Genomic DNA, 13,827 nt, shown 5'->3' on the forward strand with positions numbered 1-13,827 from the left:
GGGGCATCGCATTGTCGCCGGCGAGGGGCATCGCATTGTCGCCGGCGACGGGCATCGCATTGTCATGGAAAGGAATTCGCATGATTGCCCTGAATCGGCGCACCGCGCTGCGCGTGGGTCTCGGTGTCGGGCTGGCCGGTGCGGCGGGCGGATTCGCCGCGCACGAGCTGCTCGGGCGTGATTCCGCCCCGGCGTGGACTCCGCCGCCGCCCGTGCGGGCGGCGGCACTCGACCAGCGTCGCCTGCTGGTGATCGAGATGGCCGGTGGGAGCGATGGGCTGTCGATGACCGTGCCCTACAACGACTCTCGCTACCATGACCTGCGGCGCGCGACCGCCATTGCCGCCGACCGGGTGCATCCCCTCGATGCCGCGCTCGGCCTGCATCCGGAGCTGACCAAGCTCGCGGCCTCCGGAGTCGCGGTGGTTCCGGGCGTGGGCATCGCGAAACCCGATCTCTCGCACTTCGAAATGCTGCACCGCTGGCAGACCGGCGACCCGGAGGGCACCGTGCGGCCGGGGACCGGATTCCTGGGCCGCTTGTGCGATCACCTCGGCGACCCGAGCGCGCCCGCGGTCGGCGTGGCGCTCGGTATCGGGGCGACGCAGGCGCTGGCGTGTGAACGTGTCACCACGCTCTCGGTGGATGCCGGAAACGACGGGCTGTTCCCGGTTTTCGAGGATGAGAACGTGCGCGCCGCCTGGCTGGCGGCGCAGCGGGCCATGGCTCACCCCGATCGTGCCGATGCACCGCTGTTCGCCGCCGCGCGTGCCGGAAGCGCTGCGGCGCTGCGATTCTCGGATGTGGCCGCCACACTGTCTCCGGCTGCCGACGGCTATCCGGACAGTGACCTGGGAATCCAATTGCGTTTGGCCGCACGGCTGCTCGCCGATGACAATCACGGCCTGCGCATCGTGCACGTGCCCATGGGCGCGGACTTCGATACGCACACCGAGCATCCGATGCGATACGCGGAACTCATGAGCGATCTGGACGCCTCGCTGGCGGCGCTGCGCGCCGACCTCGCCGCGCGCGGTATCGCCGATCGGGTGCTCATCGCCGCCTACAGCGAGTTCGGCCGCCGCGTCCCGGACAACGGTTCGGACGGTCTCGACCACGGGGCGGCCGGAACCGCCCTGCTGCTCGGCCCTGCGAATGCGGGCGTCTTCGGTGAGCAGCCCGCCCTGCGGACCCTCGACGCCGATGACAATCTGCGCGCCACCGTGAACATGACCGAGTTCTACGCCACCATCGCCGAGAGCTGGTTCGGCGTCCCGGCCGGGGACGTCCTGCCGGGCGCGCCCCGGCCGCTCCCGGGGGTCGTGGCCGCATGAGTTCCGGCGGTGCTGTAATGGCGCAGGTGCGGGTATTGGTGTGCGAGGACGATCGAGAGCTCGGCGACGAGGTCGCCGCGGGGCTGCGCGCCGCCGGGTTCGCCACCGACCTGGCCCGCGACTACGCCGACGCCGATCTGAAGATCTCGGTCAACTCCTACGACTGCCTGGTCATCGACCGCGGCCTGCCCGATGGCGACGGCCTGGATCTGGTGCGCGCCCAGCGCGAGTCCGGGCAGCGCACGCCGGTGCTCATCCTCACCTCCCGCGACGCTCTGGCCGATCGCCTCGACGGCTTCGCGCACGGCGCGGACGACTATGTCGTCAAACCCTTCGCCATGGACGAGCTCGCCGCCCGGGTGGGCGCGCTGTGCCGCCGCCGGGAACTGCCGGCCCCGACCCGCACCGTGGTCGGCGACCTCGTGGTGGATCGCCCGCGCCGCCGGGTGCATCGCGCGGGCGTGCTGCTCACCTTGACGCCCAAGGAGTTCGGCGTCCTGGAACTGCTGGCCGTGCGCGCGGGCACCGTGGTCAGCCGGGCCGAGCTCATCGAATGCTGCTGGGACGAAATGGCCGAACCCGCCTCCAATGTGGTCGATGTGGTGATCGCCCAGCTGCGGCGCAAGCTCGGGGAACCCCCGCTCATCGAAACCGTGCGCGGCGCCGGTTTCATGATCGCGTCGTGAGCGCCTGGCGCGGGACGCGGCCGACCACGCCGGGACGGCTGCGGCGCACGCGGTTGCTGCTGACGGCGTTGTTCACGGCGATCACCGCCATCTGCCTGATCGTGCTGGGCGTGGTGGCGGCCGGCATCGACGAGCGCTCCCGCAGCCGTGCCCTCGACGACAGCGTGGATCGGGTCGTCACCGGGCTGGCGCGCGTGGTGTATTGGAACGAGGACGACAGCGTCGATCTCGAGTCGGTGCGCTACGACGACCTGTCCCAGGGCGAGATCGCCGTCGCGGTGGTGGCGCGCACACCCGATGGGCCGTGGCAGGAGCGGTTCGCGCATCAGCGCCCGGCGCTGCCCGCGGATCTGATCGGCGCGGCGCAGGAGGCGGCCGACGCGGAGGAGACGGTGCTCAGCACCTTGATCGATCGATCGGGGAACCGGACCCGGATGGCGGCCACGCCGGTCTGGTACGACGAATACACCGTCGGCGCGGTGGTTTTCGCCGCCACCGATCCGGGACCCGAGGAACGCGATCACCGCCGCCTGGTGCTGGCCCTCGAACTCGGCGGGCTCGCGCTCATCGCGCTGGCGGCCGGCGCCGGGCACCTGCTGTCCGGGGCGAGCATGCGCCCGGCGGTCCGCATGCTCGACGAACAGGAACGCTTCCTGTCCGACGCCGCGCACGAACTGCGCACCCCGCTGGCCACCCTGCGCCTGTATCTCGATGCCGCGCTGCGCGATCCGGACGACACCCGGCGCGCGGTCACCGATGCCCGCGCGCTCACCGACCGCATGGGCCGGTTCGTCACCGGACTGCTCGCCCGCACCCGCACCGAAACCGGTCTCGGCGAACTCGATCCGCAACGGCTGCGGCTGGATCAGCTGGTCGAGGGCGTGGTCGCCGAATGCGGCATTAGCGGCATTGTCGTGGAGACCGAGCCGACGCAGGTCCTCGCGGACCCGGATCTGCTGGCCCTGGCCGTCCGCAACCTCATCGACAATGCGCTGGTGCACGGCGCGCTGCCGATCGAGGTGAGCGTGCACGCGGGCCGGGTGACCGTGCGCGACCACGGTCCGGGCGTGAATCCGGCACTGCCGGATCCGTTCCAGCGCGGCGTGACCGGCGCGGACGGGCGGCACGGCATCGGACTGTCCATCGTGCGCTGGGTGGCGCAGGTGCATTCCGGTTCCGTGACAATCGGATCCGCCACCGGCGGCGGGACCCTCGCCACCCTCACCCTGCCGCCGGTGCCGGGCGCTTGACCAGCGCACGAGTAATCCGAACCCGCCCGGGCGGCGGTCCGGCCCGGCGTATGGTGACGCATGTGACCTCCACGCATGTCGAGCGGTTCGTGAGTGCACTGCGACCGAATGTCTTTCGGGCGCTACTGGATGCGCGGTCGGTGCGGACCTGGATGGTTCCGGACGGGATGACCAGCCGGATTCATGAATTCAATCCGTATGTGGGCGGGCGATTCCGGATATCGCTGACCTACGACGTCCCCACCGGGACCGGGAAGACCTCCGCGCACACCGACACCTTCCACGGCACTTTCACCCGCTTGGTTCCCGATACCGAAGTCGTCCAGGTCGTCGAGTTCGAAACCGACGACCCACGGCTACAGGGCGAGATGACCATTACCTACACGTTGATCGACGAGCCGGGCGGCACCCGCGTCATGGCCCGGCACGACAATCTGCCGCCCGGATTGTCCGCTACAGATAATGAAGTCGGTTTCCGCATGTCGCTGGCGAAACTCGCCGAACTGGCGGAGCGCTCGGCGACGGAGACCCCGCAGAGCTGAGCCCGGCGCGGCTGAAACGGCGACGCTTGGTGCCTACCCTGGTTTGGTATGGCGTTGCCGGATTACCCGTATCCGTCCATGCCCGCCGAGTACGACGATGAGCGGCGGCGCTCACGGCTGCGCGAGACACGGCTCGGCCATGAATGGCGACGGTGGGGGCGCACGCGGCGGATGGTGTTGCGCGCCAGCCTGATTCCGCTGATCGCGCTGGGGCTGTTCGGGCAGTACTGGGAATGGGACGTGGCCCCCGAGCGGGCGCGGCTGGCGCGCACCGAACCCGCGGTGGTGCCGATCCGGGCGCCCGCGGAGCTACGGGCGGCCGATACCGCGGTCTTCGATCTGGTCGGGTTGGGCGCGCTGGATGCCACCGAGACGGCCCGGGCGCTCCCGGCGCTGAGCCGGCTGGGGTCGGTGTGGGCGGTGCGCTACGACAACACCGGTATCGACACCAAGGTGATCGCCGACCTCATCGTCAAGGTCACCGAGGCGGCGAAGGTGCCGAATGTGGTGCTGTCGGGGCACAGCATGGGCGGGGTCATCGCCTTGGAGATCGCCAAGCATCTGCACCTGGGCAGTCCGCGAAAGGTGCTCGCGGTCATCCTGGATTGCACGCCGGTCGACCTGCACGCCGTCCGCGCGGAAAGCCGCGACCAAGGCGAGGAGATGCTGCGCTGGGCGGGCTGGGTTCCCGGCGCCCGCGAGAGCCGGCTGCTGCGCCTGGCCGTCGAAACCTATGCCCGGCACGAACGATTCCTCGGCGGGCACTGGGGGATACGCCGCGAACGGCTCGAGGAGGTGCTCCAGGAAGTCCTGCGCGACAAGATCCTCAGCACCGATGTCGCCAGCAACGGATTGATCGCCGCCCAGTTCCGGGCCATCGTCGCCGGCGGCGCGGCGGGCGACCTGGACGCCCTCGCCGCCCCCGCCCACGGCAAACCCCGGCCCGCCATCGTCTTCATCCGCCCGCACAATTCGGCCCGCGACCCGATCGTGGACGTCGACTACTCACACCGGGCGCTCATCGAACGAGTCGGCGGCGTGAACGGCACCCTGCTGGTGGTCACCACGCGAAGCACCGGCCACGCCAACCCGATTCAGCGCCCCGAGGAATACAACACCGCCATCGAACAGCAGGTGGTGCCATTCATCCGCCTGGTTCAGCGCGAATCCGCGCTGAACACCATCACCGGCCGCTGATCAGCGCACCGCGTCGTCGGCCGCCGGTCGGATCCCCGAGGCCGGAACCAGATTCCATCGCTCCAGCTGCGCCCGAACCTGCTCGGCCGCATCGATATTCAACGGGCCACTGGTCCACAGGGCATAGGGAAGATTGAGGAACCGGCCCTCGGTGACGGCCCGCAGGTTCTGAATGCCCGGCTTGCCGCGCAGCAGATCCACCTTCTGCTGGAAGGTCTGCGGCGGGTAGTCGACGAAGACGATGGCATCCGGGTCGGCGGCCGCGAGACGCTCCCAGGACACCGCGGTCCAGGTGTCCTCGACATCCTCGAGTGCGTTGCGTGCGCCCGCGGCATCCAGGATGGCCTGCGGCGCACCGAATTTGCCGCTGGTGAAGATGGTGTCGGAGGCGCTGTCGAACAGGAATACCGTGGGGCGGCGCTCCGGCTGCGGTGCGGCGCGCAGGGCGGCGAGACGGCGGTCGATATCGCCGGTGAGCTCATCGGCGCGGTCCTGATGACCGGTGATCGCGCCCAGATTGGCGAGATCGCTATCCAGGGCCGTCCACGCGTCGACGATGCCGCGCTGGCCGTCGGTCTGGCGGCAGCTCTCGGTCAGGATGTACGGGGCGACACCGGCGGCGCGCAGGGACTCCGGAGTGAGATTCGTGGCCTCCGAATAGCCGTAGTTCCAGCCCGCGACCATCACATCCGGGCGTTGCGCCAGCACCGTCTCCCGTGACGGGTATTCGGGTGCAACGGAATTCAGCTGGTCCACGGCATCGCCGTAATGCCTGCGCAGGGTGTCGGCATCGCGCTGAATGCTCGAGACCGCGGCAATCTGATCCTGCGCCTGCAGTGCCAGCACCATCGAAATCAGGTTGCCGTCATTGACGAACAGGCGCTGCGCGGGCGCCGGGAACTGCGCGTCGACGCCACAATTGGCGAGGGTCAGATTGCCCTTCGGCTCCTCGGACGCGCCGCACCCCGCCACACCGGCCACCACCGCGGCGGCGGTGAGAATACGGGTCAGATTTCGCATGTCTATGCCTTTCGAGCAGTGATAAGCAGATGAGAGAGCCCGGTCTCGGGATGCGGCACCCGAATGGCGTGCACCCCGAACACGGTGTCGAGAACCTCTGGCCGCAAAGCGATCTCGGGCGATTCGAGCGGCTGCGTCCGTCCCGCGTGAACAACGAGCACCCGATCGCAATACCGATCCGCCAACGCCAGATCGTGCAGACTCATGACCACGGTCCGCCCCAACCCCCGCGCCAACGCCAGCAATTCCAGCTGATGAGTGATATCGAGATGATTGGTCGGCTCGTCCAACAACAACAGCGGCGTCTCCTGCACCAGCGCCCGCGCCAGCAACACCCGCTGCCGCTCCCCACCCGACAACCGATTCACCTGCCGCCCCGCGAACCCCGCCAAATCCACACTGCGCAAGGCTGCTTCGACAACCTCCTGCTCCTCCGGCCCACCCCCGCCCCACGGCGGCAAATACGGCGTCCGCCCCAACGCCACCACTTCCCCCGCCAGCAGATCCGCCCCCGGCTGCTCATCCTGCGCCACCAACGCCACCCGCCGCGCCCGCTCCCGCCCCGAAAACCGATGCAGCGCAAGCCCATCGATCAGCACTTCCCCGGCCACCGGCCGAACCAGCCCGGCCAGCGTCCGCAACAGCGTCGTCTTTCCACTGCCATTCGGCCCGACAATCCCCACGGTCTCACCCGGCCGCACAACGAAATTCACGCCGCTGACCACGGTCCGCCGCCCCGCCGCACAGGCAAGTCCACGGACCTCGAGCGCACCCACGCCGGGCTCGGCGCTCATGCCGTCGCTCCGAAGCGGTAGCGGCGGCGACCCATCAGCAGGAGGAAGGCCGGTGCGCCGATCAAGCCGGTCAGCACCCCGACCGGAATCTCGGTCGGCCGGACCAGTACTCGCGTGGCGGCATCGGCGACCACCAGGAACAGTGCTCCGCACAGCGCCGCGGCCGGGAGCAGGGCACGGTGGCGCGGGCCGACCATCAGGCGCGCGGCGTGCGGCACCACCAGTCCGACGAAGCCGATACAGCCCGATACCGCGACGAGAACTCCGACCAGGACGGCCAGCAGCACGAACAGTGCGATCCGCAGTTCTCGTACCGGAATGCCCACCGAGGCGGCGGTATCCGCGCCCATATTGAGCGCGTCCAGCCAATTCGCGCCCAGCATCAGCGCGGCGAGAGCCACGCCGACCACACTGGTGGGCAACAGGATTCGGGTCCAGTCAGCGCCGGAGAGGCTGCCCAGCAGCCAGAACAGCACCGACTGCGCCGCTGCCGGGTCACTGCTTCGGAAGATCAGATAGCTGCTCAGCGCCGCGAAGGCCGATGCCAGCACCGTTCCCGTCAGGACCAGCCGCAGCGGCGTGAGGCCGCCTTGGGCGAGGGCGATCACGAACACCGCCGCGGCGGCGACCAAGGCTCCGGTCAGCGCACCCGCCGACAGCGCCCACAGGCCCGCGCCCGCGAACACGCCCGAGGTGATGACGGCCGCCGCTCCGGTGCTGGCGCCCGACGACACTCCCAATAGATAGGGATCGGCCAGTGGGTTTCGCACCAGCGTCTGCATGGCAGCGCCCGCGATCGCCAGACCTGCGCCGACAATTGCGGCGAGCACGGTGCGCGGGACCCGCAATTGCCAGACGATGGTGTCCAGGCCCATGTCATAGCGGGTCCCGGTAAGGCGATGGGTGAGCACTTCCACCACATCCCGGACCGGAATGTTCTCGGCGCCGAATCCGGTCGCGATCACCATCGCGCAGAACAAGAGCACTCCGAGCACGGGCAGCACGATCGACGCGCGGACACGGCTCATCAACGAACCTCTTCGGGCAAATCGCGGCCTCTCCAGAGCAACTGCACGGCGGGGGAGGTCTGACTCTCGGGCGGTGGTGGACCGCTCGATCACAGTGGCGCGACCGTTCCGGATTCACACCGGATTCCCGCACCCGCCAGGGATAACGCGCCGAACTCTACCGTGCGGTCTGGTCCGGGTTCGCCGCCGGGGCGCTCAGCGGATGCGGGTTCCCAGCAGATGTCGCACGCCGCTGACGAAGAGCTGGAGCCCGAAATCGAAGCGGGCGGTCGCATCGACCGTGTCGTGCAGCGGCGAGTTCTCCTCGATCAGCGCGCCGGCCGAATCCATCTGGATCCGTGACTGCTCGTCCACGGTCTGGCCGAGCACGTAGTAGAGCAGCGTGTACGCCGCCAGTTCGGCTTCCTCGCGGGTCATGCCCGCGCGAATCGCCGCGCCCGCCATGCGTTCCCGACCCTTGCTGGTGGTGAGCCGCGAAGCGTAAGTGGCCGAGACGAGTTCGGCCCCGTCGCGGTAGGCGAGCAGGCAGGTGCGCAATCGGTGGGCGAGTTCGGTCAGCTGGATGGACCATTCGGTGGATTCCACCGGATCGTCCATGGGGGCGAGGATGCGGTCGGCGACCGCGCCGAGCAGGGCCTGCTTATTGGGGAAGTGCCAGTACAGCGCACCGGGCTGGACGTGCAGCGAACTCGCCAGGCGGCGCATGGTCAGGTCGGCTAGGCCGTACTGATCCAGGATGGCGATGGCTCCGTCGACGACGTCCGTGCGGTGCAGTTGCACTGAAAACCTGGCCCTTCGTGTTTCGGCTCACTTTCCGGACTGCTAGCCTACCCTGAACACCGTTCAAGTTGCTCGGCCGCATCGGCCGGACGAAGGGATTCGTGCACATGACCCAGGCAGCCGTCAGGACCGAAGCCGACAGTGCGGCAAGCGAAGACATTCTGGCGATCGCCCGCGAGCAGGTGCTCGAGCGGGGCGTCGGCCTGTCCCAGGAGCAGACCCTCGAGGTGCTGCGGCTGGGTGACGACCGGCTCGAGGAGCTGCTCGGGCTGGCCCACGACGTGCGCATGAAGTGGTGCGGACCGGAGGTCGAGGTCGAGGGGATCATCTCCCTCAAGACCGGCGGCTGCCCGGAGGACTGCCACTTCTGCTCGCAGTCGGGCCTTTTCCAGTCGCCGGTGCGCGCGGCCTGGCTCGATATCCCGAGCCTGGTCGAGGCGGCCAAGCAGACCGCCAAGACCGGCGCGACCGAATTCTGCATCGTGGCCGCCGTGCGCGGCCCGGACGCGCGGCTCATGGCGCAGGTCGCCGCGGGCGTCGAGGCCATTCGCAACGAGGTCGACATCCAGGTGGCCTGCTCGCTGGGCATGCTCACCCAGGAACAGGTCGATCAGCTGGCCGCCATGGGCGTGCACCGCTACAACCACAATCTCGAGACGGCCAAGTCGCACTTCCCCAACGTGGTCACCACCCACACCTGGGAGGAGCGCTGGGACACCCTGCGCATGGTGCGCGAGGCCGGCATGGAGGTGTGCTGCGGCGGCATCCTCGGCATGGGCGAATCGCTGGAGCAGCGCGCCGAATTCGCCGCCCAGCTGGCCACCCTGGAACCCGACGAGGTCCCGCTGAACTTCCTCAACCCCCGCCCGGGCACCCCCTTCGGCGACCTCGAGGTATTGCCCGCCGCCGACGCCCTGCGCGCCGTGGCCGCCTTCCGCCTCGCCTTGCCGCGCACCATCCTGCGCTTCGCCGGCGGCCGCGAGATCACCCTCGGCGATCTCGGTGCCAAACAGGGCATCCTGGGAGGTATCAACGCCGTCATCGTCGGCAACTACCTGACCACCCTGGGCCGCCCGGCCGAAGCGGACCTGGACCTGCTGGGTGAGCTGAAGATGCCGATCAAGGCGCTGAACGAAACCCTCTGACAGCAGCGGGTTATGGAGAGCCGGTACCTTACAGGGGTGGTCGTGGACATAGAGGAGCGCTACAACCCCTTCACGGGCAAGCGGGTGGTTCCGGGGCTGGATGATCCGGTGCCGGCCGCGGCCGCACTGGGATTGGAGCCGCCGCGGTTCTGTGAGCACTGCGGGCGGCGCATGATCGTCCAGGTCAGCCCCGACGGCTGGTGGGCCAAGTGCTCCCGGCACGGGGAGCTCGACTCCAAGAGCCTGGAACACCGCTAGTGGCAACGGCATTCACCGCGGGGGAGCAGTCCGGTTCCCGCGCCGGGGCATTGGGGCGGGAAGGCCGGGCGGCCGCGGTGGTGTTCGCCGCCAGTTGCGTGGCCAGCATGGTGGGCGGCGTGGTGTGGGCCTTCCTCGCGCCGGCCGAACAGTTGCTGGTGGTCGAGCCCGATCGCGGGGCGGCGCTGACGGGGGAGAGCATGCACCGCTTCGACGCGGTCGCCATCTTCATTCTCATCGGCGCGGTGACCGCGGTGCTCAGCACCGCGGCGGCCTGGCGCTGGCGCAGCATGCGCGGGCCGGTGCTGCTGGGCGGGGTGTTCGCGGGTGCGCTGATCGGGGCGTGGCTGATGCGCATCGTGGGGGAGGCGATCGCCGAGCAGCTGCACAGCCGGCCCGCCCATCCGGCGGTGCACACCGTCATCGAGTTCGCGCCCACGGTCGAAGGCTGGCCGGCGCTCATCGTGCAACCGCTGCTCGCCGCGTTCGTGGTGCTGGTGCTGGCCTCGCTGAGCACCTCCGACGATCTGGGCAGCGGCCGGTTCCTGCCCTTCGGCGGGCAGCGCCCGGAGCCGATGATCGCCGCGCCCGGACAGTACGGCTCCGCCATCAGCTACGGCCCGTATCCGGGGAGCCCGCAGCCGTTCGGCCCGCGCGATCCGGTGGTGCCGTTCGAGAAGCCGGACCAGGTCCGGGAATCCGACCCCTCCCGCTGACGTTGCCCCTCCGGGCCGCCGAAATTCGGTGGCCGCCGCGGGTACGGTCCGGCTACCGTTGCCGCGACTTGTTCACCGGAATCCGGGAGGGGGGATCGGCCATGGCTGCCGTCCGTCACGCTGATAGCTCGGCGCATGCGGATGATGCGCCCGCCGCCACCGAACGGGCCGATCTCGCGGCCTGGCGGCGCCGCCACGAGGTGCGCCGCTCCAATGCCGCGCAACCCATTCCGAATGGTCGCCGCTACAGCCGCGGCCGCAAACATCGCAATCGCGACTGGTGACGCCGCGCCGGTGATCACTCCGTGACGGTGTATTAGCCCGACGTTGCCCCAAAATATGCTGTGACCTGCACCTTCCGGCCTTAGCCTGAAGGTGCGCGGCGGGCGGCGGCAGGCAAAGGGGCGATCGGCATGGGTTTCGTAGGCGGTGGACCGGTAGTCGAGGAGATCGAGGGCGGGTTTTGGCTCCTGCGGGAGCCTCTGGTCTATCGGGCCGAGGAGCGGGAGTTCGCGGTGCCCTTCGGCTTCCGCACCGATTTCGCCTCGGTGCCCCGCGCCCTGGTGTGGCTGATCCCCCGCTACGGCGTCTACACCCGCGCCGCGATCCTGCACGACTACCTCATTCGATCCGCGATGGTGTCCAAGGCCGATGCGGACGGCTTGTTCCGGCGCGCCCTGCGCGAGGCCGGGGTCTCGGTGCCGCGCCGCTGGATGATGTGGGCGGCCGTGCGTTTCGCCTCGCGACTGGCCGGAATCGAACCGGGAGAGTTCGCGCTGCTCGTGTTCATCGCCGTGCTGTCCGTGCTGTTCCTCGCCATCCCGGTCGCGGTGATCCACCTCGCGCTGCTGATCTTCTGGTTCGTGGAACTGGGATTCTGGGCCGTCTCGCGCCTGGCCCAGCGCACCGAACGACCCGCGCCGGGGCCGGAACTCAAGGCGGACTGAGGGTTTCGCGGCTCAGGTCGGTGGGCGCAGGGCGGCGAATTCGTCGGTGACGCGGATGCCGGAGTCGGTGAAGCGGTAGACGGCGGCGGGGCGGCCGCCCGCGCGGCCGGGGGAGGCCGTGTCGCCGGTCGGGGTGATCACCTTGCGGCGGGACAGGACTCGTTGCAGGTTCGTGGTGTCCACGTCGTAACCCAGTGCCGCGCAGTAGATTTCGCGCAGGGTGGACATGGTGAAATGCTTGGGTGCGAGGGCGAAGGCGATATTGGTGTAGGACAGTTTCGCCGCCAGCCGGGTGCGGGCGTGCTGGGCCAGGATGGCGTGGTCGAAGGACATGTCCGGCAGCGCCGACACCGGATGCCAACGCGTATCGGAGGGCAGTTGCGGGTCGGCGGTCAGCGGCACCAAACCCAGGTAGGCCGAGGCGATCCGGCGATCGCCCGGCACCCGGTCCGGATTGCTGAAGACCGAAATCTGTTCCAGGTGATTGAGTTCGCGTACATCCACCTTCTCGGCGAGCTGCCGCGCGGCCGAGGTGTCGAGGTCCTCGTCATCGCGCAGGCGACCGCCCGGGAGCGACCAGGTGCCCTTGGCCGGATCCAGCGCGCGCTCCCACAGCAGCACCGCCAGTTCGGTTCGATATCCGGCCGGGCAGCGGGTGCCGGCGGGTACGGAAACGCTCTCACCTGCGGTGATGCTCTCGGGGAAGCGGCGAACCTGGAACACCGCGGTGAGCGTTTCGTGGATGGTGCTACGATGGGCCACGTTTTCGATTCTAAGTCGAAAACCGGTTGTATGCGAATCGGCGAAGTGGCCGAGCGCGCATGAGAGAAGGAGCCATGCCATGGCTGCACTAGGTGCGACGATGACGCTCGCGGAGCGCATCGCGGACGGGCCGTCGGGATTCACCGGCATCGATGCCACTCCCGAGTGGGCGCAGGAGATCAAGCGACTGGCGCGCGAGCGCAATGCCACCATCCTGGCGCACAACTACCAGCTGCCCGAGATCCAGGATGTCGCCGACCACGTGGGCGACTCCCTCGCCCTGTCCCGGATCGCCGCCGAGGCGCCCGAGGACACCATCGTGTTCTGCGGCGTGCACTTCATGGCCGAGACCGCCAAGATCCTCAGCCCCGAGAAGACGGTGCTCATCCCGGACCAGCGGGCCGGCTGCTCGCTGGCCGACTCCATCACCGCCGACGAGCTACGCGCCTGGAAGGACGAACACCCGGGCGCACTGGTGGTCTCCTACGTGAACACCACCGCCGCGGTGAAGGCGCTGACCGATATCTGCTGCACGTCCTCCAATGCCGTCGACGTGGTCGCCTCCATCGATCCCGACCGCGAAGTGCTGTTCCTGCCCGACCAGTTCCTCGGCGCGCACGTCAAGCGCGTCACCGGCCGCGAGAACATGCACATCTGGATGGGCGAATGCCACGTGCACGCCGGCATCAACGGCGACGAGCTCAACGAGCAGGCCCGCACCCATCCGGACGCCGAACTGTTCGTGCACCCCGAATGCGGTTGCGCCACCTCGGCCCTCTACCTGGCCGGCGCCGGCGAGTTCCCCGCCGACCGCGTGCACATCCTGTCCACCGGCGGCATGATCGACGCCGCCAAGGCGGCGAAGTCCTCCCAGGTCCTGGTGGCCACCGAGGTCGGCATGCTGCACCAGCTGCGCAAGGCCGCCCCCGGCATCGACTTCCAGGCCGTGAACGACCGCGCCTCCTGCAAGTACATGAAGATGATCACCCCCGCCGCCCTGCTCCGCTGCCTGGTGGAGAACCGCGACGAAGTGCACGTCGACCTCGAAACCGCCGCCCTGGCCCGCAATTCGGTCCAGCGCATGATCGAGATCGGCAACCCGGGCGGCGGGGAGTAACGATGTCGCCCGCGGGCGCGTCAGTACCTGTGTACGACGGTCGCTCGATAGCGGAAGCTGTCCTGCCGAGCGGCCTCGTATTCGAAGCTGACGCGCTCACCGGCCGCCAGTTCGCGGAAACCGTCGCCTTCGATGGCACTGAAGTGCACCCAGGCGTCGCACCCGGGCGGCAACTCCGGCGAACTGATCGCACCCCAGCCCTTTTCAGCGTTGTAGAACTTCACGATCCCCGCTGCCATCCCCCGATCATG

17 protein-coding genes and 1 riboswitch are annotated in these 13,827 nt (G+C 69.1%); of the genes, 11 read left to right on the forward strand and 6 right to left on the reverse strand.

The window, feature by feature from the left end; translation table 11 throughout:
* Positions 1 to 80 precede the first annotated feature (80 nt).
* From ACFVIV_RS37615 to ACFVIV_RS37635, 5 genes are all read left to right on the forward strand, one after another.
* Positions 81 to 1,334: a DUF1501 domain-containing protein gene (locus ACFVIV_RS37615; RefSeq protein WP_379204877.1), complete on the forward strand. Its 1,254-nt coding sequence runs from the start codon at positions 81 to 83 to the stop codon at positions 1,332 to 1,334.
* 17 nt (positions 1,335 to 1,351) lie between these two features.
* Complete coding sequence (locus ACFVIV_RS37620) at positions 1,352 to 2,020, forward strand: response regulator transcription factor (RefSeq protein WP_379204879.1); 669 nt, start codon at positions 1,352 to 1,354, stop codon at positions 2,018 to 2,020.
* The gene (locus ACFVIV_RS37625) at positions 2,017 to 3,270 is read left to right on the forward strand and encodes a sensor histidine kinase (RefSeq protein WP_379204880.1); all 1,254 of its coding nucleotides are present in this window, start codon (positions 2,017 to 2,019) and stop codon (positions 3,268 to 3,270) included. The genes ACFVIV_RS37620 and ACFVIV_RS37625 overlap by 4 nt, the downstream gene beginning before the upstream one ends.
* 62 nt (positions 3,271 to 3,332) lie before the next feature.
* Positions 3,333 to 3,812, forward strand: a complete 480-nt coding sequence (locus ACFVIV_RS37630) for an SRPBCC domain-containing protein (protein WP_379204882.1) — start codon at positions 3,333 to 3,335, stop codon at positions 3,810 to 3,812.
* A gap of 48 nt (positions 3,813 to 3,860) precedes the next feature.
* Positions 3,861 to 5,009 carry an alpha/beta fold hydrolase gene (locus tag ACFVIV_RS37635; protein ID WP_379204883.1) on the forward strand — a complete coding sequence of 383 codons (1,149 nt, stop codon included), beginning with the start codon at positions 3,861 to 3,863 and terminating at the stop codon, positions 5,007 to 5,009.
* Here the strand turns inward: ACFVIV_RS37635 and ACFVIV_RS37640 are convergent, their stop codons facing one another.
* The 4 genes from ACFVIV_RS37640 to ACFVIV_RS37655 all read right to left on the reverse strand — a co-directional run bounded on the left by ACFVIV_RS37640 (position 5,010) and on the right by ACFVIV_RS37655 (position 8,631).
* Positions 5,010 to 6,029 carry an ABC transporter substrate-binding protein gene (locus ACFVIV_RS37640; RefSeq protein WP_379204885.1) on the reverse strand — a complete coding sequence of 340 codons (1,020 nt, stop codon included), beginning with the start codon at positions 6,027 to 6,029 and terminating at the stop codon, positions 5,010 to 5,012.
* Between the two features lie 2 nt (positions 6,030 to 6,031).
* Positions 6,032 to 6,823, reverse strand: a complete 792-nt coding sequence (locus ACFVIV_RS37645; protein ID WP_379204887.1) for an ABC transporter ATP-binding protein — start codon at positions 6,821 to 6,823, stop codon at positions 6,032 to 6,034.
* A complete protein-coding gene (locus ACFVIV_RS37650; protein WP_379204888.1) occupies positions 6,820 to 7,851 on the reverse strand; it encodes a FecCD family ABC transporter permease in 1,032 nt (343 codons plus the stop codon). Before ACFVIV_RS37650 ends, ACFVIV_RS37645 begins: the two co-directional genes overlap by 4 nt.
* A 56-nt stretch (positions 7,852 to 7,907) precedes the next feature.
* Positions 7,908 to 7,980: riboswitch (cobalamin riboswitch) on the reverse strand.
* Positions 7,981 to 8,046: 66 nt separating this feature from the next.
* The gene (locus ACFVIV_RS37655) at positions 8,047 to 8,631 is read right to left on the reverse strand and encodes a TetR/AcrR family transcriptional regulator C-terminal domain-containing protein (protein ID WP_379204890.1); all 585 of its coding nucleotides are present in this window, start codon (positions 8,629 to 8,631) and stop codon (positions 8,047 to 8,049) included.
* 107 nt (positions 8,632 to 8,738) lie between these two features.
* Between ACFVIV_RS37655 and bioB the strand changes: the two genes are divergently transcribed.
* From bioB to ACFVIV_RS37680, 5 genes are all read left to right on the forward strand, one after another.
* Positions 8,739 to 9,776, forward strand: coding sequence for a biotin synthase BioB (gene bioB, locus ACFVIV_RS37660; protein ID WP_379204892.1), 1,038 nt, complete (start codon positions 8,739 to 8,741; stop codon positions 9,774 to 9,776).
* Between the two features lie 42 nt (positions 9,777 to 9,818).
* The gene (locus ACFVIV_RS37665; protein ID WP_379204941.1) at positions 9,819 to 10,034 is read left to right on the forward strand and encodes a hypothetical protein; all 216 of its coding nucleotides are present in this window, start codon (positions 9,819 to 9,821) and stop codon (positions 10,032 to 10,034) included.
* Positions 10,034 to 10,750: a DUF2567 domain-containing protein gene (locus ACFVIV_RS37670; RefSeq protein WP_379204894.1), complete on the forward strand. Its 717-nt coding sequence runs from the start codon at positions 10,034 to 10,036 to the stop codon at positions 10,748 to 10,750. Before ACFVIV_RS37665 ends, ACFVIV_RS37670 begins: the two co-directional genes overlap by 1 nt.
* Positions 10,751 to 10,851: 101 nt before the next feature.
* A complete protein-coding gene (locus ACFVIV_RS37675; protein WP_379204895.1) occupies positions 10,852 to 11,034 on the forward strand; it encodes a hypothetical protein in 183 nt (60 codons plus the stop codon).
* 129 nt (positions 11,035 to 11,163) lie between these two features.
* Positions 11,164 to 11,697, forward strand: coding sequence for a DUF1353 domain-containing protein (locus tag ACFVIV_RS37680; protein ID WP_379204897.1), 534 nt, complete (start codon positions 11,164 to 11,166; stop codon positions 11,695 to 11,697).
* A gap of 12 nt (positions 11,698 to 11,709) precedes the next feature.
* On the opposite strand, the gene ACFVIV_RS37685 is transcribed toward ACFVIV_RS37680, so the two are convergent.
* Positions 11,710 to 12,459, reverse strand: coding sequence for an NUDIX domain-containing protein (locus tag ACFVIV_RS37685; protein ID WP_379204899.1), 750 nt, complete (start codon positions 12,457 to 12,459; stop codon positions 11,710 to 11,712).
* A gap of 79 nt (positions 12,460 to 12,538) precedes the next feature.
* On the opposite strand from ACFVIV_RS37685, the gene nadA reads away from it, so the two are divergent.
* On the forward strand, positions 12,539 to 13,576 hold the full coding sequence (gene nadA, locus ACFVIV_RS37690) for a quinolinate synthase NadA (protein ID WP_379204901.1): 1,038 nt from the start codon (positions 12,539 to 12,541) through the stop codon (positions 13,574 to 13,576).
* A 20-nt stretch (positions 13,577 to 13,596) separates the two neighbouring features.
* Here the strand turns inward: nadA and ACFVIV_RS37695 are convergent, their stop codons facing one another.
* Positions 13,597 to 13,815 carry a cold-shock protein gene (locus tag ACFVIV_RS37695; RefSeq protein WP_379204903.1) on the reverse strand — a complete coding sequence of 73 codons (219 nt, stop codon included), beginning with the start codon at positions 13,813 to 13,815 and terminating at the stop codon, positions 13,597 to 13,599.
* Positions 13,816 to 13,827: the final 12 nt, after the last annotated feature.

The sequence above is a fragment of the Nocardia sp. NPDC127526 genome (genome assembly GCF_042672265.1).
GTDB lineage: Bacteria > Actinomycetota > Actinomycetes > Mycobacteriales > Mycobacteriaceae > Nocardia.